Here is a 22,154-nt window from a genome sequence, read left to right as displayed (position 1 = left end):
CAGTGCGCGCTTGTTCAACGCACGCGCTTCAGATAACCTTCCGGCGCGACTGAAATCAAAAGCTTGTTATCGATCTGGCGGTCGATCTCGAACTCGGGATGCTTCTCGACGAACGCCCATACGGCCGTCTTCGGATTGTCGCCGTGATCCCACGGGCGGTCCGGAAATGCGTCGCGAGGCAGGTCTTCGATAATCGTGTCGAATGCCACGCAGTAGCTGCCAGGCGTGACGAGCGGCGCGTAGGCCTCGAGTTCGGCTAGCACGTGTTCGTGCGTGTGATTCGAATCGAGGCAGACCAACACGCTCTTGCAACCTTCGGCGTGTTTGTAGACCTGTTCGAGCACGTCGGGCGCGACGGACGAGCCCTGAATCAGATCGATGCGGTTCGCGAGCGGGTGCGCTTCGATTGCCGCCCGGTTATGTGCGCGGATATCGATGTCGACGCCCACGACGCGGCGGCGCGGCTTCGACGGGTCCAGCATTTCGCCTCGCTCGATGGCATCGCACAGATCGAGCATCGCGAGCATCGAGGCACTCAGGATGAGCGAGCCGCCATGGGCGATACCCGTTTCGATGATGATGTCGGGGCGAACCTCCCAGATCAGTTCCTGCATGGCAACCATGTCTTGCGGATACTGAATGATCGGGCGGCCCAACCAGGAAAAGTTATAGGAGTAGCGCGGCCCGGTCGTCTCGCGGACGAAGGTCAGGCCGACCTCGCGCAAAGCCGCATCGCGCCCGTTTGCGTCGATGCGTTGGCGGACTTCCTGTTCGAATGTATTCATGTGTCGATACCGATATAGGTGAATTGAGACCCGGCCTGGGCGCGGATTTCGTCGAGATAGTTCGAATTCATGACGTAGATCGCAGAGCCGGCGGGCAGGCTGGGCAGCACATCGTGCGGCGCCTGCACGAGCAGCCCGGTCGCGGGCAGATACTTGCCCTGCTTTGCGGGATTGATGTCAATGACGGCGGATACGGGCGTGCCGTTGCGCAGGCAGTTCAGCGCGAAGATCACACCCTTCGACGCGCCACCCCAGATGACCACAGCGGCATCGCCTTGAGCGGGGCGCTCGACCACTGGGGACAGGATCGCGGGAAAATCTACGGCGGCGCGCTCGTCGTAACTCGGTGCGCACAAGCTGCTGAGTTCCGCGACGACATATTGATACTGCCCGCCGAACAGGTGTCCGCTTTCATGCACGACGGCGAACATGCGCTCGAAATCAATGGGCCGGAAGTAGTTGACGTGCTCGTAGAAGATGTCGAACCATGCACCGCGCTCGCAGATCCAGTCGAAACACGGCACTTCAATGTAGATCTTGCCGCAGCCTCCATTGGCGTCGCGTAGCTGTGCAAGAAATGTGACGGGGTCGGCGACATGCTCGAGGATGTGCCGTAGCACCAGAGCTTCGCCTTGCATGCCCGCGTGAGCGTCGAAGTAGCGCTTTTCGATTGCCGGGTTCGAGCCTTCGTAGGCGGGATCGAAGCCGGTGATGTCGAAGCCGCGCTCTTCCAGCATCTCCAGAAAATAGCCTTTCCCGCAGCCCACCTCGATGATCGAGTGCTTGCCGAGCGTGCGTGTGACGATGTCCGCGACCTCCTCGAGGTGCTGGCGGAAATTGGCGCTGACGGCCTGCTCGTTCTGGTAGTGCTCGTCATAGTCGAGCAGCTCTGGGCGAAACGCCTCGTTGTAGACGAGGCCCGTTCTCAGGTCTTCCACCAGGCGTACATCGCCGACGGGCGAGTTGCGTGCTTCCGTGCTGGTCTCGTACATGCGGTTCTGAAACACGGGCAGGGCGTTTGCGCGATACAGTTCTCGTACGACAGTCATAAGGTCTCCAGTACGCGGTCGAGCTTGGTCCGGGTTCCCCAGAAGGCGATTGGTTCGTAGTCGGGATACGGATAGCGGCCCAGTTCCAGCTGGATATTCCAGTCGTGGTCATGCAGCCATTGCTCGACCAGGCCGCGCACCGAGCGCGGCGTGCCCGAGCAGACGTTGACTGTGCCGACGTTCTTGCCGCTCGTGGCGAGAGCCACCAGATTCCGCGCGACATCCGTCACGCTCAGGTAGTCGCGCAACTGGTCACCGCGCGACATGGCAAACGAATGGTCGCCGCGCTCGACGGCAGCACGCAGTTGCGACAGGAGCGACGTGGGCGCCTGGCCGTCGCCGTGCATGTAAAAAAGCCGCGCCCACGCCAGATTGAATGCGTGATCGCGTTGCAGATATTCAAGCTGCTGGCGCAGCGCATCCTTTGCGAAGCCATATGGCGTCACGGGTGCAACGGGATGGGTCTCGTCGAGCGCGCCATCGCGCAGGCCATATTCCAGGCAGGTTCCCGCCACGACGAGCGACGGCAGCCCCGCCTCGACGAGCTGGCGCAGAAAGGCGTAATGGGTCGGCAGCTCGACTTCGAAATGACGCCGTGCGCGATAGTTCGGCAGGCCTCCCCATGCGAGATGGATGAGTACGTCGGGCCTGCCCAGCAAGTCGAACGCGTTATCGGGAGGGGACGCGACGTCGAGCGAAACCCACCTGACGTTGTCCTGCCGGGCTGGCGCGGGGCCACGCGTAACGGCCACGACGTCGAGGCCTTGAGCTGCCCCTTGCGCGAGTACATGCCGACCGATAAAGCCCGTCGCGCCGGTAATGGCAATGTGCGTCATGGTGATAGTTCGAGGCGTCGAATGGGAACTGCATTAGTGGAATCTGATGGGCAGTTTACGGAATCACCGTTTACTCATTTCGGCGAATAGCGACGGGATTCCGGCCCATTTCGCGGGCATCGCATGGGCGGCAGCAGCGGAGAGGCGTGGAAGCCGGCTGCTCAGGCGTGAGCCGGGAGGCGGTCAGCGCAGGGGAAGGAGGGAGGGAGAGGGAACGGCGAGTCGGCCGCCAACGGAACCCGCGAAAAAGCGCTAACCAGACAAAACGGCCGCTGTCCCCGCACTCAGGCGGAAGCAGCGGCCGTTCAGGGGGAACGCCTCGTGGGGCGTTCCGCAGGATGGTTTATGCCTCGTAGTCTGCCACGGGCACGCACGAGCAGAACAGGTTGCGATCGCCGTACGCGTTGTCCGCACGACCGACGGGCGGCCAGTACTTCTTCGCGATCAGCGACGGCAGCGGATACGCCGCCGTTTCACGCGCATACGCATGCTTCCAGTCGTTCGTGACGACCACTGCCGCCGTATGCGGTGCGTGCTTGAGCGGATTGTCTTCGCGATCGCTGCGGCCTTCCTCGACATCGCGGATTTCGTTGCGAATCGCGATCATCGCTTCGATGAAACGATCCAGCTCTTCCTTCGATTCCGATTCGGTCGGCTCGACCATCAGCGTGCCCGGCACCGGGAAGCTCATCGTCGGCGCGTGGAAGCCGTAGTCCATCAGGCGCTTCGCGACGTCATCGACGGAGATGCCGCTCGTTTCCTTGATGGGGCGCAGATCGAGAATGCACTCGTGCGCGACCAGTCCGCCCGGGCCCGAATACAGCACCGGGTAATGCGGCGCGAGCTTGTTCGCGACGTAGTTCGCGTTGAGGATCGCGGTTTCGGTAGCGGCCGTCAGGTTCTTCGCGCCCATCATCGCGATGTACATCCACGAGATCGGCAGGATCGACGCCGAGCCATACGGCGCAGCGGAGACGGCGCCGATGCCGTTCGCGTCGCGTTCATAGCCCGTCGACGTCTGGTTCGGCAGGAACTTCGCCAGATGCGCGCCGACGGCAACAGGGCCAACGCCCGGTCCGCCGCCGCCGTGCGGAATGCAGAACGTCTTGTGGAGGTTCAGGTGCGAAACATCGCCGCCGAACTGGCCCGGCGCCGCGAGACCCACCATCGCGTTCATGTTCGCGCCGTCCACATACACCTGGCCGCCGTGCGCATGCACGATCTCGCAGACTTCGCGGACGTTCTGCTCGAACACGCCGTGCGTCGACGGATACGTGATCATGATCGCCGCGAGTTTGGCCGAATGCTGTTCGGCCTTCTTCTTCAGGTCTTCGATATCGACGTTGCCTTGCGCGTCGCACGCAACGACGACGACCTGCATGCCTGCCATCTGCGCCGACGCGGGGTTCGTGCCGTGCGCCGAAGCGGGAATCAGACACACATTGCGATGACCTTCGCCGCGCGACTCGTGATACGCGTGGATGATCAGCAGACCCGCGTACTCGCCTTGCGAGCCGGCGTTCGGTTGCAGCGACACGGCCGCGTAGCCGGTGGCGGCGACCAGCATCTGTTCGAGCTGATCGATCATTTCGCGGTAGCCGACGGTTTGCTCGGCGGGCGCGAACGGATGGATCTGGCCGAACTCGGGCCACGTGACGGGCAGCATTTCCGACGTCGCGTTCAGCTTCATCGTGCACGAGCCGAGCGGGATCATCGAGCGGTCGAGCGCGAGGTCCTTGTCCGACAGGCTGCGCAGATAGCGCAGCATTTCCGTTTCCGAATGGTGACGGTTGAATACGTGGTGCGTCAGATACGCGCTCTCGCGTTCGAGCGTCTTCGGGAACGTGTTCGACGCGCCGAGCTTTGCGTCGAGTTCGTCGATTTGCGGCACGGCTTCGACGAATGCGGCTTGCGCGAAAGCGGCAAGCAGATCGGCGAGATCGGCGCGCGTGGTGGTTTCGTCGAGCGACAGACCGACGCGCGTTTCGCTCACGTGACGCAGATTGATGCCCTTGGCCGTCGCGGCGTCGTGCAGCGCCTGGGTGCGTGCGCCCGTTTCGAAGGTGAGCGTGTCGAAGAACGATTCGTTGACGAGCGTATAGCCAAGTTGCTTCGCGCCTTCCGCGAGCAGCGCGGCGATGCGGTTCACGCGTTGCGCAATCATCTTCAGGCCGCGCGGGCCGTGATAGACGGCGTACATGCTGGCCATGATCGCGAGCAGTGCTTGCGCCGTGCACACATTCGACGTCGCCTTTTCGCGGCGGATGTGCTGTTCGCGCGTTTGCAGCGCGAGACGCAGCGCGGGGTTGCCTTGCGCATCGACGGTGACGCCGACCAGACGGCCCGGCATCTGACGCTTGAATTCGTCGCGCACGGCGAGATACGCCGCGTGCGGGCCGCCGAAGCCGACCGGCACGCCAAAGCGCTGCGAGTTGCCGACGGCCACGTCCGCGCCCCATTCGCCCGGCGGCGTGAGCATCGTCAGCGCGAGCAGGTCGGCGGCGGCGACCACGTGGCCACCCGCTGCATGGATCGCTTCAGCGAGCGCGCGGTAGTCGAGCACGTCGCCGTTCACGCCCGGATATTGCAGCAGCACGCCGAACGCATTCGAACTCGCCGCCTCGGCAGCCGGACCGACCTTCACTTCGATGCCGACGGGCTTCGCGCGCGTCTTCACGACTTCGATGGTTTGCGGCAGCACGTCGTCTGCCACGTAGAAAATGTTCGACTTCGGCTTGCCGACGCGTTGCAGCAGCGTCATCGCTTCGGCGGCGGCCGTCGATTCGTCGAGCAGCGACGCGTTCGAGATCGCGAGGCCTGTCAGGTCGACGATCATCTGCTGATAGTTCAGCAGCGCTTCGAGGCGGCCTTGCGAGATTTCCGGCTGGTACGGCGTGTAAGCCGTGTACCACGCCGGATTTTCGAGCACGTTGCGCAGGATGACGGTGGGCGTGTGCGCGTTGTAGTAGCCCTGACCGATGTACGAGCGGAACACCTGGTTCTTGTCCGCGAGTTCGCGCAGCGCGGCGAGCGCTTCGGCTTCGCTCTTCGGCTGGGCGAAGGGGCCGAGCGGCAGCGCGTCCAGGCGGCGAATCGTCTTCGGAATCACCGCGTCCATCAACGCGGCGCGCGATGCGAAGCCGAGGGCTTCGAGCATCGACTGCTGATCGGCCGTATCCGGGCCGATATGCCGTTCGGCGAAGGCGTCATGCACTTCGAGCGCGGCGAGCGAGAGAGGAGTGCGGTTCATCAGACGATCCGGGTGTTCGAGCTTCATTGAATGTTCCTGCTGGCGCGGCGTTCTTCTGTCGTGGCGAACGCCGCGCCTGTCGTGAGTGAGTGGCTTATTCGCCGATCGACTTGCCGTAGGCGGCGGCGTCCATCAGACGGTCTTCCGATGCGCCCGCAGCCGGCTTGATCTTGAACAGCCAGTTGTCGTACGGCGCGCTGTTCACGGCGTCCGGCGTATCGGCGACGTTCGGGTTCGCTTCGATGATCTCGCCCGAAACCGGCGCGTAGATATCGGAAGCCGCCTTCACCGATTCGATGACGGCGACGGTATCGCCTGCCGAGACGGTCTGGCCCAGTTGCTGCACTTCGAAGAAGACGATGTCGCCGAGCGCTTCCTGCGCGTGGTCGGTGATGCCGACCGTCAGCGTGCCGTCCGCCTCGGTGCGGACCCATTCGTGCGATTCGGTGTATTTCAGATCGGCCGGGATGCTCATCGGATGCTCCTATGCGGTAATTCGGTTGGTTTAAATGGTGGGTCGCACGCGACGCTTTCGTGTCTGTCCGGTGTCTGTCTCGTGACGCTCATCGAGTGACCGATCAGCCGACGAGCACTTTGCCGTTGCGCACGAATGGCAGTTTAACCACGCTGGCGGGAAGTGCCTTGTCACGGATCTGAACGTGGACGACATCGCCCGGCTGCACGCCCTTCGGCACGCGCGCAAACGCAATCGATTCCTGCATGGTCGGCGAGAAGGTGCCGCTCGTGATTTCGCCGTCGCCAGCGGCCGTGACGACCTTCTGGTGCGCGCGCAGCACGCCCGCCGCCTTGCCGTTGTCCTTGTGCAGGATCAGGCCGACGAACGACGACTTCGAGCCGTCCGCTTCCAGCTTTGCGCGGCCGATGAAATCGCGCGGCGCGGACAGGTCGACCGTCCATGCGAGACCGGCGTCGAGGGGCGACACGTCGTCGTCCATGTCCTGGCCGTACAGATTCATGCCGGCTTCGAGGCGCAGCGTGTCACGCGCGCCGAGACCGGCGGGGCGCACGCCCTGTGCCTGCAGCGCGTTCCACAGCGCTTCGACGTGATCGGCGGGAACGATGATCTCGAAACCGTCTTCGCCCGTGTAGCCGGTGCGCGCGACGGTGAGTTCGCCAAACGGCGTATCGGTGACGCGCGCGGCGTTGAAGGGCTTGAGGGCTTCGCTGGCGGCGCGTGCGTGCGGCACGGTCGCCCAGACTTTTTCGCGCGCGTTCGGGCCTTGCACGGCGACGATCGCGTAGTCGCGGCGCGGCTTGATGGTCAGGCCGAAGCCTTTGTCGTCATTGAGCTTGTTGAACCACGCGACGTCTTTCTCAGCCGTACCGGCATTCACGACGACGCGGAAATGATCTTCGCCGAAGTAATAGACGATCAGATCGTCGATCACGCCGCCTTCGGGATTCAGCAGACAGGAGTAGAGCGCCTTGCCCGGGGCTTGCAGCTTGCCGACGTTGTTCGCCAGCGCGCGCTCGAAGAAAGCGCGGACGCGCTCGCCCGTGAAATCGACGACGCACATATGGGAGACGTCGAACATGCCGGCGTCCGTACGAACGGCGCGATGCTCTTCGATCTGCGAGCCGTAGTTGACGGGCATGTCCCACCCGCCGAAGTCGACCATGCGGGCATTGAGCGCACGGTGCGTGGCGTGGAGCGGGGTGTGTTTGAGTTCGGTCATCGGGGCCTCGGGGCGTCGCTAAACAGGAAAGGCCATGCGGCGAAACCCTCGCGGCCTGATCCCATCTCGGGCCAACGAGCGATAACTGCATGCCCCCTCTGTCCTCGATACCTGAGAGATTGCGCTGCCGTCAGCGAGTGCTGATGGGCTGGCGCGCGCCCCTTCGGTGGGCAGCCTGCGCGTGCGGTTGAGTGCACCGGCGCTACTGCCGCTCTCCAGAGTGCGAAAAACGGGCGCTCAGTCAATTTGGGGTCGCTATGACCGGATGACGAGCGGGTTTTTCGACGCGGTCGGTCCTTTTGCCTGAGAGTTTGCGGGTGTGCCCCTTCGGCGGCGCTGGCTGCTGGGCGTTCTGAAAACGACAGCGGACGGCGCGCTCTCCCGACGCGTGCGGCGAATGTACGCGAGGGGCGGAGGGATGTCAAATTGCGGCGCCGGGCCTGCGCGGACGCAAGCGTAGCGGCCGCGGACGCGACAATGATTTCAAAAATATGGTCGTCTACAGGGACGCGCTATCGACCGAATTGACCTCGAACATGGCAATTGATTGACCAATTACCAAGGAAGGACGTGTTGGATACTTCTGACAAGGTGGCAACTTGCGTCCCCAATTAGTTCGACATCAAGCGATGACCCAAGCGCACATTTATCAGATCTTCTACTCGGAGCCGACCCGAGCCATTCTGGATAAGGGCTTTATTCCGCTCGACAACGTGGGTCAACGGCCCGACTGGTGTGAGTACTGGCCGATCCGGAACTTTCTTCTCGGCAACGAACTGGACGACAACGCTTTCTATGGATTTCTGTCGCCCAAGTTCGCGATGAAGACGAATCTCGAGGCAAGCGATGTCTACGCGTTCCTCGCGACTCAGCCTGAATCGACAGATATTGTCTCCTTCTCGCCGTTTTTCGATGCGGGCGCATTGTTCCCCAACGTTTTCTTGCAGGGAAGAGCCGAGCATCCGAACGCATGGGAGTCGTTCGTGGAAATCGCATCGCTGTTGACGCCCGGTGTCGATCTCCGCACGCTGATCATGGATTCTTCGAACACGGTGTACTGCAACTATTTTGTTGCAAAGCCTCGTTTCTGGCGGCACTGGTTCAGTCAGGCAGAGATCATATTCAATATCGCAGAGAGCAATTGCTCCCCGCTTGGCCACGCCCTGAACGAAGGAACGCGGCATAACCTGAGCGAAACGCCCGTCAAGGTGTTCGTCATCGAGCGACTGATCTCTTTGCTACTTGCCACGCAGAACGGGTGGCGCACGGTCTCGTTCAACCCGATCGCGCTCCCGCTTGTCTACCCGAATTCAGCGCGTGCCGCGCAAGAACTGGTGATGCTCGACGCGCTGAAGCGATCGGCCGTTGCGACGGGGCGCGGCGAATACCTGACCGTCTACACCCAGTTGCGGGAGCGTGTGGTCGCCGCGATGTGACGGCATAGGCGGGCGCATGGGCGTTTCAATGCTGCCCACGCGCCGATGTGGCGATGACTGGAAGTGAAAGGTTGTCGTCTCTAGCGGTTGATGGCCGCCGACGCCGTATCCAGTTCCTGATTCAGCACGCGCTGCTCGTCGCCCGTGAGGCCGCCGCCGTGCTGGCCGGCCATGTCGTGCGCTTCGTGGCGGATCGTATCGAGCCGGTGATGCAGCGCGGCGCCTTCGGGCGGCGGATAACGGCCCTGGCTCACGCGCGTGTCGATATTCCGGCCCATATTGTCGATGCGGCCGTCGACCTGTTCGAGGCGGTGCACGGCCAGTTCGTGCGGATTCGGCGCGTTACCTGGCTCGGCAAGCTGTCGCGACGGTGGGGCCACGCATGCGGCGAGCGAAGAAACTAGCGCGAAGCTACCGAGCGCGCGAACGATACGTTGCATGGAATTCTCCTTTCTGGTTGATCCCGGTAAGTATGGGAAGCAACGGTCGGCCCGCAACGCGCGATGACGCGTCGCAGGCACAGTGTGTAACCATTGGTTGCCGATCGTGGGCGAGAGCAAAAGGGTTGGCGAGGTGCGCGCCCCTGAAGGTGCAATGAAGGCCAGATCCAAAAAAGGCGGCGTGAGCGCCGCCCACGGATCACGCGCCGCGCCGGAAAGGCAGTCGCACGCCCTCTTGCTCGCTTCTATTAGCGAGTTCGATGATGGCCATGACATCCACCGCGTCGGCAGCGCTGACCGGGAACGGCGCGCCATCCTGAATGGATGCAGCCAACGCGCGATAGAACTCGACGTACGCGCCATCGCGCGTCGGCAGTTCGCGCTGTACTTCCTGTTCGCCTTCGAGCACGCGCAGCGTGCCCGCTTCGTTGCCGCCGCCGAAACCGGCATCGCCCGGACGCAAGCCCGCCTTCAACTGGTCTTCCTGCGTGTCCAGCCCGTTCTTCACGTAGCTGCCGCGCGTGCCGTGAATCGTATAGCGCGGTGCGACGATTGCCGTCAGCGCGCTCGCGTGCAGCACCACCTCGTGATTCGCATAACCGAGCAGCAGATGCGCGTAATCCGGCGCGCTCGCGTTATCGCGATACGCCTTCACCGTTGCATAGACCGTTTCGGGCGCGCCGAACAGCGACAATGCCTGATCGATCAGATGCGGGCCGAGATCGAACAACAGGCCGCCGCCACGCGACGCCTCTTCGCGCCAGCGCTGCCGGATACCCGGACGAAAGCGGTCGAAGTGCGATTCGAAATGCGTGATGCGGCCGAGTTCACCGCTTGCGATCAGGTCGCGCACGGTCATGAAATCACCGTCCCAGCGACGGTTGTGGAACGGCGCGAATACGAGCCCCTTGCTTTGCGCGAGATCGGCGAGCGTGCGTGCATCGGCGGCGGAGAGCGTGACGGGTTTGTCGACGACGACATGCTTGCCCGCTTCGAGCGTGCGGCGCGCGAGATTGAAGTGCGTGTCGTTCGGCGTCGCGATCACGACGCATTCGACGTCCGACAGCGCGAGCAGCGCGTCGATATCGGCGACGATCTTCGCGTTCGGATAGTCGGCACGCGCCTTGTCCGGCTGGCCCGTGGCGATCGCCGCGACGCTCGCGCGTCCGCAGTGTTCGATCACCGGCGCGTGAAACGTGGCGCCAGCAAAGCCGTAGCCCATCAAGCCAATTTTCAGCGATGAAGACATGCGTGTTCCCTGCAAAACCGGCGCGCCGCGGGGGCGGCGCACAACATCGCAATTTTGGCATAGCCGCACTTCGGTTCGTGGCGCAGCGGGTGGCGCGCGCCTCGCAGACGTCGTCCGACAGGCATGAGCCGAGGCATCGGAAAGGGCATTCGTGTTAACATCGCGGTTCTCACGCGAACGGCAAAAAGCGCATGGAATCAATTGCGTGGCGCATCGGCTGATGGTTCGGCAATGTACCGCGCGGCCACCCGCCACGCTGCGCCGCTAGCGCCGTCTCGCTGCATGTTCTCGGGCCATTCCTTGTGAATCGCGCCCTCAATCGACTACTCATCCACACACGATGTCCGCAGGCCTGAATTCCGCCCAAAGCGAAGCGGTGCGCTATCTCGACGGTCCGTGCCTCGTGCTCGCCGGCGCGGGCAGCGGCAAGACCCGCGTGATCACGCAGAAGATCGCGCACCTGATCGAAAACAAAGGCTTCGAGCCGCGCCATATCGCCGCCGTCACCTTCACGAACAAGGCCGCCGCCGAAATGCGCGAGCGGGTGAGCAAGCTGCTCGAAGGCAAGACGCTCACGACGCCCGGCAAGGAAGGCCGCAAGGTGCCCGTCAATCAGCTGACGGTGTGCACGTTCCACTCGCTCGGTGTGCAGATTCTGCGTCAGGAGGCGGAGCATGTCGGCCTGAAGCCGCAGTTCTCGATCATGGATTCCGACGACTGCTTCGGCATGATCCAGGAGCAGGTCGGCTCGACGGACAAAGGCTTCATCCGCAAGATCCAGACGATCATCTCGCTGTGGAAGAACGGCCTCATCATGCCGGACGAAGCGATGGCGATCGCCTCGAACGAGGACGAGCACCAGGCGGCCATCGTCTATCGCAACTACGTCGCGACGCTGCACGCCTATCAGGCCGTCGATTTCGACGATCTGATCCGCCTGCCCGCCGAGCTGTTCAAGGCCAACGAGCAGGTGCGCGACCGCTGGCAGAACAAGCTGCGCTATCTGCTGATCGACGAGTATCAGGACACCAACGCGTGTCAGTACGAGCTGGTGAAACTGCTGGCGGGCCCGCGCGCCGCGTTCACGGCCGTCGGTGACGACGATCAGGCAATCTACGGCTGGCGCGGCGCGACGCTCGAAAACCTCGCGCAGCTCGGCAAGGACTTTCCGAAGCTGCACGTGATCAAGCTGGAGCAGAACTACCGCTCGACGGTCCGCATCCTGACGGCGGCGAACAATGTGATCGCGAACAATCCGAAGCTCTTCGAGAAGAAGCTGTGGTCCGAGCACGGCATGGGCGATTCAATCACCGTGACGGGCTGCAACGACGAAGAGCATGAAGCGGAATCGGTCGTGTTTCGCCTGTCGGCGCACAAGTTCGAGCGGCGCGCGCAGTTTCGCGATTACGCGATCCTGTACCGCGGCAACTTCCAGGCGCGCATTTTCGAACAGGTGCTGCGCCGCGAGCGGATTCCGTATGTGCTGTCGGGCGGCCAGTCGTTCTTCGACAAGGCCGAGATCAAGGACATCTGCGCGTACCTGCGTTTGATCGCCAATGCCGACGACGATCCTGCGTTCATCCGCGCGATCACGACGCCGCGCCGGGGCGTCGGCAACACGACGCTCGAAGCGCTCGGCGCGTTCGCCGGGCAGGCGAAGGTGTCGCTGTTCGAAGCGGTGTACATGGGCGGCCTCGAAGCGCGGTTGTCGGCGCGTCAGGTCGAGCCGCTGCGCATGTTCTGCGATTTCATGCAGCGTCTGCGAGACCGGGCGGACAAGGATGCGGCGACGTCCGTGCTCGATGACATGATGGAAGCGATCCACTACGAAGCCTATCTGTACGACGCTTTCGACGAGCGTCAGGCTCAGTCGAAATGGCAAAACGTGCTGGAGTTTTTGGAGTGGCTGAAGCGCAAGGGCACGAAGCCTGAACCGGCAGCGGGCACGGAGCAGACCGGCTACGACAACGCCGATGGTCTGGCCGACACTGGCAAGAATCTGCTCGGACTGATTCAGACGGTTGCGTTGATGTCGATGCTCGAAGGCAAGGACGAAGACCCCGATGCGGTGCGGCTGTCGACGGTGCATGCATCGAAGGGGCTCGAATATCCGCACGTGTTCCTGGTCGGCGTCGAGGAAGGCATCATGCCGCATCGAGGCGGCACGGAAGACGATGGCCCGATCGACGACGAGCGCATCGAGGAAGAGCGTCGGCTGATGTATGTCGCGATCACGCGTGCGCAGCGCAGCCTGCATCTGAACTGGTGCAAGAAGCGCAAGCGGGCGCGCGAGACGGTAGTGTGCGAACCGTCACGCTTCATCCCCGAGATGGGTCTCGACGAAGCGCCGCCGCCGACGCCGGAAGAAGCGCCGATGTCGCCGAAGGATCGTCTGGCGAGTCTCAAGGCGCTGTTGCAGAAGGCTTGACTGGCACGAACGCCCGCTGTGCGTACATGCTGAAGGCATAAAAAAATCCCCGCTCTTCGAAGCGGGGATTTTTGTTTGCGTCTTGAAAGCTGCGAGCTGCTTATTTCGACGCGTTGACCATGTAGTCGACGGCGGCCTTCACATCGGCATCCGACGCGTTCGATCCGCCCTTTGGCGGCATCGCGCCCTTGCCGTGCAGCGCGTAGTTGTAGACGGTTTCCATCGGTTCCTTCAGGCGCGGGGCCCAGGCTTCCTTGTCGCCGAACTTCGGCGCATTCAGCACGCCCGCCGCGTGGCAGGCCTGACAGACCTGCTGATACAGCGCCTTGCCCGCCTGCGATGCGTCCGCGCTCTGCGTCGCGCCCGATGCGGGCGCCGCGCCTTGTGGCACGCTGGCCATGGCAGCCATCGCGGCGGCGGCCTGGGCGCCTGCTGCATCGGAAGCACCCGCTGCGCCTGACGATGCCGCGGCACCCGACGCGGCTTCGGCGCCGGAAGCCGCCGCTGCGCCCGAAGCGCCGGCCGGTCCCGCAGCCGGTTGACCGGGCACAGGCTTCGGTGGATCTGCGAACTTGGCGCCCGCGTTGTTCGCCATGTACGCGACGGCGAGGCCGATTTCGTAATCGCTGTAATCGTCCGGGCTCGTGCCGCCGCGCGCGGGCATCGCGCCCTTGCCCGTCAGCGCGTTGTGCCAGAGCGTGTCGAAACCCTCGGCGATGCGCGGCGCCCAGTCGCCCGTGTTGGTGAATTTGGGCGCGCCTGCTGCGCCCGTCGCGTGACACGTCGAGCACACGGCTTTGTAGACTTCCTCGCCTGTCTTGTAGACGCGCGGCGCATTGGCGTCGCGGATGTCGACTTTGGCGAGGGGTTCGGTGCGCGCATCGACTGCAGCATCTGACAGACCGTCGGTGCCCGCTCCCGTGCGGGTCGAATTGTCGACGTAATAGGCGAGCAGGATGATGATGATGATGGGGACAGCAAAACCAGCGATGACTGCGGCGATCAGCTGTCCGGGGGTTTTGATCGGGGCTCCGTGTGGTGCTTCGCTCATGCTTGTCTCGTCTCCCGTGGGTATTGTGAGCGGTACAGCGCGACGGCAACAACTTTGTTCTTGATCAGCCACGGACGATTATAGACGGAAGGTTTCGGCGTCGGCGAGCGGGCCGGACGGTGTTCAGTAGGCGTTTACGCGAACATTTTCTGGGCTCGCTGCATGATTGGACGGGGTAGGCTGGCCTAGTCGTGGCAATTCCAGGGCGTCCAGCGCTTTGTGCAAGCCCGCTCGCGGTGGACGGGCAGCACGAAACCGGGTATGCTCTCGGTCTCGCTTTAGCGCCATATCTCGCATCAACTGTGTGATTTTGCAGCGCTTTTTGCCGAATGCGCCCGTAGCTCAATGGATAGAGTACTGCCCTCCGAAGGCAGGGGTTGCTGGTTCGATCCCAGCCGGGCGCGCCAAAATACAAAGTGACGCTAGGTCGGCATGACCTAGAGATATCAAGGCCCTCAGGCGTATGCCAAGGGCCTTTTTCATTTTGTGCGCCGCCAGGAACCCCCCTTATGCGCCATTTGGCGGAAAAGCGGCGGAGTTGAGAATAGTCCAGACGCAACAAGAATTACTCAATGTCTGGAGCTGAGATGGCGGGAATCTGGAAACGGGGCAAATACTGGCGAGCAGAGATTCGTCGAGTGGGTTATCCGCCCCAATGGCGCACCTTCGACACGAAGGCCGAAGCAGATGCGTGGGCGCGGCGCATCGAGTCGGAAATGGACCGTGGGATCTTCGTTGATCGCACTGAAGCCGAGCGCAACACGTTTGGAGACTTACTGCGGCGGTACGCCAAAGAGGTGTCGCCCTTGAAGAAGGGAGGCGCCGACGAGATCTTGCGAATTCGAAAGGTCTGCCGCGATCCGATCGCCCAATACAAGGTTGCCGCACTGAGCGGCAAGATCCTGTCTGAGTACAGGGATCGCCGTCTAAAAGGTGACGCCAAACATCGACCGGTTACCGGATCGACCGTCAACCGCGAACTCACGTTGCTGGGCCACGTGTTGAACGTGGCGCGGAGAGAGTGGGGCGTGCATATGGACGTTAATCCAGTCTCCGTCATTCGTCGGCCGCGCGAAAACCGCGCCCGTACCCGCCGCCTTTCACCTGGCGAGGAACAACGCATCCTTGCTGAGTTGGCGTATAGCCCGCGTGACCATCACGGTCGGTTCGCTAACGGTGGGTGTAGGAACGAATGGGCGCTTCCGGCCGTCATCGTTGCGATTGAGACCGCCATGAGGCGAGGCGAAATTCTTGCGCTTCTTTGGGACGATGTATTCCTCGATCAGCGCTTCGCACGCCTCCACGACACCAAAAATGGGGAAGCGCGAGATGTCCCACTCTCAAGCCGGGCAGTGGAAACCCTTCAACGCTTGCCCAGAGACGCTAGCGGGCGTGTCTTTCCAATCACAGGCGAGGCGTTGAAGCGGGTGTTCACGCGGGCGTGTAAGCGAGCCAGCATCGAAGATCTGCATTTTCATGATTTGCGTCACGAGGCGACTTCCCGTATTGCGGAGCGGCTCGACAACATCTTGGAACTGTCATCCGTCACAGGGCATAAGAGTGTCCAGATGCTTAAGCGGTATTACCACCCGCGTGCGACGGACATCGCGCTGAAACTGGGCTGAAGACTTCTCACTGTGGCACGCCGACCGGCGGCTACCGGCCGGTGTGCCTGACCACAACCCACCTGCTAAGAGGTGAAAGTCATGATCGACTCGATTGTATCGTCGCATCCGTTTTCCACTTTGTCGCCTGATTCAGATTTGGCCATCCTCCTCCTCGATCTAGCTGACGTAACGATTATGTCTGCCTCCAACCTGGAGTGCCTTATCGCTTCTTCACCTTCAAATGAAATCCGTGCATACCTGCACGGCGTGCGTGATATGCGTCTGTCCATTGCTGCATGTCTGGGGACGCCGGCGTGAAAACTATGTTGATGAGCCTCGCATTACTCGCGATATCGCCGCTGACAAGCGCGCACTCGGCCAACGATCCTCTTGGCGTGGAAGTCATCGCGGACCCGAGCGAGCGGGCCGCATGGGAACGCTACTACGACACAACCATCACGGCCTGCTCCTGTGTAAACGGCGTCTCGACATTCCACCAGACCACGATCCGGCAATACCTGGTCGAGGGCAAAGCTCTTGAACGAAAGGTAAAGCTTTTCCAAATCCTGGTTCCTGCCACGCTTGCGATGCGTCTTGCGTCGAATTGTCACTAGAGGTGCTTCTTTGAAAGTCATCAACACTAGATTGAGCACCACGCTCGCCGGGGCCGCGCTGCTTTCCCTCAGCAACAGCGCGTTTGCCATTTGCGATGGATGTGTTGTGAGCGCGATCACGGAGGCGCAACTGACGCTTCAAACGGCGATCACGTCCCTCGGTTCATCCCTGAGCACACTCCTCAACGAGATCGATACCGATATCGCCAGCGTCGGCTCCAAGATGTCCAATAGCGTCGTCCAGGCTGCGAACACACAGCGCGAAATGGCGCTGGAAGTTCAACGGCAGCAGGAAATGGATCGGGTCGCCCGTGAAACAGAGTTGCCGATCGATCCCTGCGCCACGTCATCGAGTAACTATGCGCTGCAAGCAGTTCGCGGTGCTGCCTCGGCATCGTCATCGCTGCGTCCGGGCGGTACACATGTCGGATATACGCCTCTCGATAAAGCGCTCAACTCGCCGGTCCCGGCGGTTGAAGCGTCGCGTCGAGCCTCGGCGAGTATTCACGCCGATAACTACTGCACGCCGCTCGAGTTGCAGCTCGGTTATCCCGGTTGCAAGGCGTCCCAGATGCCCGATGGCGATGCGGATGTGGATAGCGTTTTGATCGGCGCGGGCGTGCCCGGAAAAGGCGTTGATCTGACGTTCACGCAGCAGCAGCAGGACGCGGCGCGCGCTTACGCACGCATGTCGATCGATCCGCAACCGCCGGAGAGCATCACGAAGGCTGAGGCGGGAACGGAAGTAGGCAAGCTGTACATTGCGATGCAGAAGGCTTATCAGGCGAACATGTCGAGCGCGATCAAGCCGCTCAACGACCTCATCGGCTCACGTCAGCCGTTCAACGGCAGCGCTCAACTGATTCAGGATCTCAAGCAGTCGGACGCCGCCGCGCAGTATTTCAGCGCGACAGCATCGAGCGTCGCCAAGAGCACAGGCACGATGAGTCTCGCCGAACTTGAAGATTTCGAAGCCGGCCGGCGATGGCGTAATCCGTACTGGCAAGTTGAGTTTGCGGCACTGGCTGACCCGACGAAGCTTATGCGCGAACTGGTTTTCACCACAGCGTTCCTGGCCGATCAGACGCACGTGCACGTCGACCTACAGCGCCAAACGAATGTGCTCTTGGGGCAACTGCTTGCATCCAATGAGCGCGGGGCGGATCGCACTGCGATCGAAACGCAGCTACAGCGTGTGCGCACAACGAACGCGAGGTGAGGGGATGACCCGAACGATCAACGATGTGTTCCGCGTGCTCGCGGCCTTTTCGCGCGTCGTGCGGCGTCGTCGCGCACGTGGCGGCCTCACACATGAGCAGTTCAAGGACGCCTGCCTGATTGTCCAGATTGGCGCGCTCGTACATTGCTTCGTGCCGGCCTCCTTGTGGTGGGCGCGCAATCACGACGGCGACGCGGGAAGCTGGACGAACTGGCTCGGCGTTGCGATGGCCATCGCGTCGGCCGTCTTTTTCTGGTCGTTCCTCTTGAAACAGGCATACATAGCGCTCGAAAACGCGGTGGCACGGGAGATCCGACGATGAGTTGCAGGGAATCACGCAAAGACCTTGTTAGGCGCTGTTTCGCGCGAGCTGGCCTCTGCTTACGCCGAGTCGTTTCAAAAATGAATAACGTCAAGCGAACCGCAGCAGCGGTATCGATCACGCTCACATCAGCAACGTCATTTGCCCAATCGTCCGTGACGATGGGCGAGATCCAGAACGCCGCAAACCGAAGCGGCGACAAGTCGATGTCACTGCTCGAGCTGGTTTACGGCTCGATCGTGCACAACCCGCTTGCAGCCGGTGGCGGCTCGGGCGGCATGATTTCGCAACTGTTCCTTGTGCTGAATTCGTGCATGCTCGCGGTTGGTGCGATTTGGGCCACGTATCACTTTGGCTCCGCAATGATCGCTACCGGGCAGGACGGAGAATTCATGGGACAGAAGAAATCTTCGCCCTGGTTCATTATTCGCCTAGGCGTGGGCTTCACGGGTTTGGTGCCGATCTTTGGTGGGTACTGTGGCGCGCAGATGGCCATGCTTTGGGGAACGATGGCTGGTGTGGGTATCGCCAACCTGTCGCTCGACGCTGCGGTAGCGGTGCTAAACAGTGGCGGCTCGATGATCGCCACCCCGGCCGCGCCTCATGCAACTACTTTGGCGAAAGCGCTTTTCGAGGCCAATCTCTGTGCGCAGGCCGCAAACACGGCAATCGCGAACATGCCAAATGATACGGGCGTGTCGGTTGATCCCGCCGAAAACTTCGCCCCGCTCGCGACCGGCACGAAGATTGTCTTAATGAATCAGCGCGGTCTTTCTTGCGGTGGAGCGGAAATTGACATTACGGCCCCGCCGTCGATTCCGCAATACGATGGCATGGCCGTTTACGCGATCGATCCAAACCCGGCATATTCACGACTGCTGGCCGCGCACCAGAGCGCGCTCACGGCGATGCAATCAACGTTGGCCGCTGCTGCGCAAACCTATGTGTCCGCGATCAACGGGCAGGCTCAGCCCGCCGAACCGGCGAACACAATCAGCCAAGCAGCGCTGCAATACCAAGCCACGATCACGAAGGCGATCGCAGATTCATCAAGTGACATCAGTCAGCTTGCAACCGTCATCCAGTCGAACCTTCAACGCGATGGCTGGATCATGATGGGGGCGTGGTACCAAACGTTCGCGCAGGCGAACTCGCAGCTCACGAGCCTCGCGAACGCGACAGCAGCCCCTGTGCCGGGCACTGATCCCGATAACATGCCGTACCCGCAGGTATACCGGAAGGTCATCGCGACCTATGCGCAGCAGAACCAGCGTGACGCATCGGTGACGACATCGCAAGGTCTCGCTAACCTGTCGGGAAGCGGGATTACAGGCATGACCGACCCGAAGAGCATTCTCGGGAAGATCTTCGATGGCCAAGGCTGGATCCGGCGGATGGTCAGCCTGAACTCCGACCAAGGGCAGGTAGGCGCAACCAATCCGCTCATCGGCATGAAGAACCTCGGCGACTACATCCTTGATGCCGGGTGGGCCGCACTTGCCGCATACACCGCAGTGGAAGGTATAGCGGCGGTCAAGGAGACCTCGGCCGGAAAGATCGTGTCAACTGCAACGTCCGTCGCCACTTTTGGCCTCTCGGATGTCGTTTCAGGCGCCGCTAGCGGCGCACTGAAAGCGCTTGCTCCGTTCGTGGTTGTTACGATGATCACGCTGTTTTTCTTCGGCGCGATGCTGTCGATCTACATCCCGATGCTGCCGTTCATTATCTGGTTTAGTGGCGTCGTGTCGTGGTACGCCGTCGTCGGTGAATCGATGGTCGCGTCGCCGCTTTGGGCGATGACGCACCTGGATGGCGAGGGTGAAGGGTTGGGACAAAGGCCGACGCACGGCTATATTTTCCTGTTGAACGTCATGTTCCGACCAGTCTTCATGGAAATCGGCTTTGTACTGGCCGGAGCGGGCATCGTGGTGCTTGGGACACTGCTGAACTCGATGTTCGGGGTTGCTTTGGCGAACGCCCAAATTGACTCCACGACGGGCCTCGTGAGCATCATCGGTTACATCGTTCTATACGTCGGTATGTGCCAGACGTTGTGCAACAGCACGTTCAGCCTGATCCACATTGTTCCTGACCAGGTGTTCTCATGGGTCGGTGGTCAGATGGCGTCGCGCATGCCGGAAATGGAGGATCGCGTCAACAGGTTGTTCGGCGCAGGTGTCGGGCACGGGGGCAATACCGGACGGAGCCAAGTACCTGCCAGTTTGGGAGGCAATGGCGCGCCCACCGATCCCCGCGACACCGATCATATTCCCCGCGAGCGCGTGTAGAGCAAACTCGTCAATCAACCGAGCCCTATGCTATAGACATGGCTAAGCTTAACGACGCGTTGACGCGATCACAGCATCAAAATCTTTGTCATAGATCCGCTGGCGATTTTGTTGCGCCATTAAGTAATTCGCAGGATCGGACTTGGCTAGTTCGCGAAGGGCCGCGTCCTTTAACGCCTTGTTGCCCGCGAGATTTGCCTCGACGGCTAGTAGCTGCTGTTCGAGTTTTTTTGCGTACGCCTTCCAGTCTGCCGCATTCCGCTCAGCGGCGAACGCCCTGCCAAGTGCTGCGCCGTTATCGTTCATTTCTTGGCTCCTTGGATCTGATCTTCGCCGTTCAATATATCGGGAGCTCGCCTACCCTCGCAAGGGTCGTTTGCGTGCGCGGCGTCATCACATTGGCCAGCAATTCGGCCCGTCTTCCTGTCGAGATAGGCGGGTTGTATACCCTTTGCTTCCAACTCACGCACGGCTTTTGCAACGGCCGCATTGGCTCGCACCAGAAATCCCGAGCTCTTCATATAGCGGCCTAGTTTGTCGGCTGGCATGGCGTGCTCTCCTTTTGGTACAAGCATACGCCGACTGCCCGCCCCCTCGAAAGTGTTGATTTGGCCTGCTGCACCGCGCAGGCGCGACCAATTAACCTCGCGGCTGCTGCAGACCGTTGGACATCCTGTCCGTATCGTCACAATCACGTCGCATACCACCCTTCTCGCGCGACGGTGGCCGGGGCGGCTACACTCGGGGCATGCGACACCGGGGCAAAAATGGATATTCGACCGCTGCACACTGAGGATGACTATCGGGCAGCGTTGGTAGAAGTGTCAGCGCTAGCCAATCAGGACCCGGAACCCGGCACACCGGAAGGCGACAGGCTGGAGATATTGAGCATCCTTGTTGAGCGTTACGAGGCGTCAATGGACACAGCGCATTTACTGCGCTCTCCGGCTAACGCCGCGCATCTGGAGCGTTCCATCGAGCAATTGCGGGTAGGTGGCTGCGATTTCCTCGCATCGCCTGCACTTGGCGAAGCGAACATAGACCGAGCAGCTAGAGATAATTCAGACTTGTCGATCGGTTGGGCGTCCAACCCCCGCTACACTGGCAATCGTCACTCATACAGCGACGGTCATCCTATGAGCACCAAGTCATCAATCAAACATCACCACGGCGAGGGCGGGGAGCCGTCGTGGCATCTTTATGCGGAAGCGTTCGAAAAGGACGACGTCGTCTATCTCGAACTGGAAGGCGTGCTGGCAGACATAGTAATGATCGACAGCGCATGGGCAAAGGCGGGCACGGTGCTTCTGCGCCTCCCAACCACCACCGCCAAGCAGCTTGGGCTGCTGTCGCCCGACGAGCCGGCATAACACCTGTTGTCAGGCAGTCTATCCCTCGTCGCTCGCGTGCGGCCCTCACCCGTCGTTCAGACTGCGAGACCATTCGCAATTACATCAGGAATGGCGTGCGGGCGACGCGTTACGGTCCGTGCGCGCCACGACCGTGTGTGGCTTCAAAAACTCTGGGCTTTGCTTAAAGTCCCCCGGTTTATCGGCTGGCATGACCGCGTCTCCTTTTGACACGAGCATGCGCCACTGCGCGGAACCTTGTTGACTTCAAGCTTCACGGCGCGCAGGTGCGACCAAATAACCTCGATTAGCAGAAAGAATCGGGAAAAATACGGAGCCTCAGGAGCCGTTCGGCTGGCTTGCCGCTCCCATGAACCCTTGCAGAGCGTCGAAGCCACCGCAAATAGCGCCAGGATGGCACTGCGGACCGTCGTAATCGAACAGTCACGAAGGCGACGCGCGACCAAATAACCTCGCAATGTTGACTAATACTAAGTTGGTAGTCGGCGTATCCGGCCGACGCCAGCGACCTCT

20 protein-coding genes, 1 tRNA gene and 2 riboswitches are annotated in these 22,154 nt (G+C 61.6%); of the genes, 10 read left to right on the top strand and 11 right to left on the bottom strand.

The window, feature by feature from the left end; translation table 11 throughout:
• Positions 1 to 14: 14 nt before the first annotated feature.
• From PPGU16_RS16275 to gcvT, 6 genes are all read right to left on the bottom strand, one after another.
• Positions 15 to 785: a cephalosporin hydroxylase family protein gene (locus tag PPGU16_RS16275; RefSeq protein WP_180721066.1), complete on the bottom strand. Its 771-nt coding sequence runs from the start codon at positions 783 to 785 to the stop codon at positions 15 to 17.
• Complete coding sequence (locus PPGU16_RS16270) at positions 782 to 1,834, bottom strand: class I SAM-dependent methyltransferase (protein ID WP_180721064.1); 1,053 nt, start codon at positions 1,832 to 1,834, stop codon at positions 782 to 784. The genes PPGU16_RS16275 and PPGU16_RS16270 overlap by 4 nt, the downstream gene beginning before the upstream one ends.
• Positions 1,831 to 2,670: an NAD-dependent epimerase/dehydratase family protein gene (locus PPGU16_RS16265; protein WP_180721063.1), complete on the bottom strand. Its 840-nt coding sequence runs from the start codon at positions 2,668 to 2,670 to the stop codon at positions 1,831 to 1,833. Before PPGU16_RS16265 ends, PPGU16_RS16270 begins: the two co-directional genes overlap by 4 nt.
• A gap of 343 nt (positions 2,671 to 3,013) precedes the next feature.
• Entirely contained in the window at positions 3,014 to 5,947 is a 2,934-nt protein-coding gene (gcvP, locus tag PPGU16_RS16260; protein WP_180721061.1) for an aminomethyl-transferring glycine dehydrogenase, read from the bottom strand.
• Positions 5,948 to 6,014: 67 nt separating this feature from the next.
• On the bottom strand, positions 6,015 to 6,395 hold the full coding sequence (gene gcvH, locus PPGU16_RS16255) for a glycine cleavage system protein GcvH (protein ID WP_042305124.1): 381 nt from the start codon (positions 6,393 to 6,395) through the stop codon (positions 6,015 to 6,017).
• Between the two features lie 103 nt (positions 6,396 to 6,498).
• A complete protein-coding gene (gene gcvT / locus PPGU16_RS16250; RefSeq protein WP_180721059.1) occupies positions 6,499 to 7,617 on the bottom strand; it encodes a glycine cleavage system aminomethyltransferase GcvT in 1,119 nt (372 codons plus the stop codon).
• Between the two features lie 88 nt (positions 7,618 to 7,705).
• Positions 7,706 to 7,846: riboswitch (glycine riboswitch) on the bottom strand.
• 52 nt (positions 7,847 to 7,898) lie between these two features.
• A riboswitch (glycine riboswitch) is annotated at positions 7,899 to 8,011 on the bottom strand.
• A 427-nt stretch (positions 8,012 to 8,438) separates the two neighbouring features.
• Here gcvT and PPGU16_RS16245 point away from each other — a divergent pair.
• The gene (locus PPGU16_RS16245; RefSeq protein WP_180721056.1) at positions 8,439 to 9,053 is read left to right on the top strand and encodes a hypothetical protein; all 615 of its coding nucleotides are present in this window, start codon (positions 8,439 to 8,441) and stop codon (positions 9,051 to 9,053) included.
• Between the two features lie 80 nt (positions 9,054 to 9,133).
• On the opposite strand, the gene PPGU16_RS16240 is transcribed toward PPGU16_RS16245, so the two are convergent.
• Complete coding sequence (locus PPGU16_RS16240; protein WP_180721054.1) at positions 9,134 to 9,493, bottom strand: hypothetical protein; 360 nt, start codon at positions 9,491 to 9,493, stop codon at positions 9,134 to 9,136.
• Between the two features lie 199 nt (positions 9,494 to 9,692).
• Positions 9,693 to 10,742 (bottom strand): oxidoreductase, encoded by a 1,050-nt coding sequence (locus PPGU16_RS16235; protein WP_180721052.1) that lies wholly within the window; start codon positions 10,740 to 10,742, stop codon positions 9,693 to 9,695.
• Positions 10,743 to 11,082: 340 nt separating this feature from the next.
• On the opposite strand from PPGU16_RS16235, the gene PPGU16_RS16230 reads away from it, so the two are divergent.
• Positions 11,083 to 13,170, top strand: a complete 2,088-nt coding sequence (locus PPGU16_RS16230) for a UvrD-helicase domain-containing protein (protein ID WP_180721050.1) — start codon at positions 11,083 to 11,085, stop codon at positions 13,168 to 13,170.
• A gap of 100 nt (positions 13,171 to 13,270) precedes the next feature.
• Here the strand turns inward: PPGU16_RS16230 and PPGU16_RS16225 are convergent, their stop codons facing one another.
• Positions 13,271 to 14,221, bottom strand: coding sequence for a c-type cytochrome (locus PPGU16_RS16225; RefSeq protein WP_180721049.1), 951 nt, complete (start codon positions 14,219 to 14,221; stop codon positions 13,271 to 13,273).
• A 331-nt stretch (positions 14,222 to 14,552) separates the two neighbouring features.
• Here PPGU16_RS16225 and PPGU16_RS16220 point away from each other — a divergent pair.
• The 7 genes from PPGU16_RS16220 to PPGU16_RS16190 all read left to right on the top strand — a co-directional run bounded on the left by PPGU16_RS16220 (position 14,553) and on the right by PPGU16_RS16190 (position 20,271).
• A tRNA-Arg gene (locus PPGU16_RS16220) sits at positions 14,553 to 14,628 on the top strand.
• A 180-nt stretch (positions 14,629 to 14,808) separates the two neighbouring features.
• Positions 14,809 to 15,846, top strand: a complete 1,038-nt coding sequence (locus PPGU16_RS16215) for a site-specific integrase (protein ID WP_180721047.1) — start codon at positions 14,809 to 14,811, stop codon at positions 15,844 to 15,846.
• Positions 15,847 to 15,927: 81 nt separating this feature from the next.
• On the top strand, positions 15,928 to 16,146 hold the full coding sequence (locus PPGU16_RS16210) for a hypothetical protein (RefSeq protein WP_180721045.1): 219 nt from the start codon (positions 15,928 to 15,930) through the stop codon (positions 16,144 to 16,146).
• 5 nt (positions 16,147 to 16,151) lie between these two features.
• On the top strand, positions 16,152 to 16,442 hold the full coding sequence (locus tag PPGU16_RS16205; protein ID WP_207795226.1) for a hypothetical protein: 291 nt from the start codon (positions 16,152 to 16,154) through the stop codon (positions 16,440 to 16,442).
• A 10-nt stretch (positions 16,443 to 16,452) separates the two neighbouring features.
• Positions 16,453 to 17,661 (top strand): conjugal transfer protein TraW, encoded by a 1,209-nt coding sequence (traW, locus tag PPGU16_RS16200; protein WP_180721041.1) that lies wholly within the window; start codon positions 16,453 to 16,455, stop codon positions 17,659 to 17,661.
• A gap of 4 nt (positions 17,662 to 17,665) precedes the next feature.
• On the top strand, positions 17,666 to 17,983 hold the full coding sequence (locus tag PPGU16_RS16195; protein ID WP_180721040.1) for a hypothetical protein: 318 nt from the start codon (positions 17,666 to 17,668) through the stop codon (positions 17,981 to 17,983).
• 80 nt (positions 17,984 to 18,063) lie between these two features.
• Positions 18,064 to 20,271 (top strand): DotA/TraY family protein, encoded by a 2,208-nt coding sequence (locus tag PPGU16_RS16190; RefSeq protein ID WP_180721038.1) that lies wholly within the window; start codon positions 18,064 to 18,066, stop codon positions 20,269 to 20,271.
• 48 nt (positions 20,272 to 20,319) lie between these two features.
• Here PPGU16_RS16190 and PPGU16_RS16185 read toward each other — a convergent pair whose 3' ends face one another.
• Both PPGU16_RS16185 and PPGU16_RS16180 read right to left on the bottom strand, forming a co-directional pair.
• Positions 20,320 to 20,577, bottom strand: a complete 258-nt coding sequence (locus PPGU16_RS16185; protein WP_180721037.1) for a hypothetical protein — start codon at positions 20,575 to 20,577, stop codon at positions 20,320 to 20,322.
• On the bottom strand, positions 20,574 to 20,819 hold the full coding sequence (locus PPGU16_RS16180; protein ID WP_180721035.1) for a hypothetical protein: 246 nt from the start codon (positions 20,817 to 20,819) through the stop codon (positions 20,574 to 20,576). Before PPGU16_RS16180 ends, PPGU16_RS16185 begins: the two co-directional genes overlap by 4 nt.
• 219 nt (positions 20,820 to 21,038) lie before the next feature.
• Here PPGU16_RS16180 and PPGU16_RS43410 point away from each other — a divergent pair, with 219 nt between their 5' ends.
• Positions 21,039 to 21,641 carry a hypothetical protein gene (locus PPGU16_RS43410; RefSeq protein WP_434064405.1) on the top strand — a complete coding sequence of 201 codons (603 nt, stop codon included), beginning with the start codon at positions 21,039 to 21,041 and terminating at the stop codon, positions 21,639 to 21,641.
• Positions 21,642 to 22,154 lie beyond the last annotated feature (513 nt).

The organism is Paraburkholderia largidicola, from assembly GCF_013426895.1.
GTDB classification, from domain to species: domain Bacteria; phylum Pseudomonadota; class Gammaproteobacteria; order Burkholderiales; family Burkholderiaceae; genus Paraburkholderia; species Paraburkholderia largidicola.
This window is presented reverse-complemented; position numbering and strand designations above follow the sequence as displayed.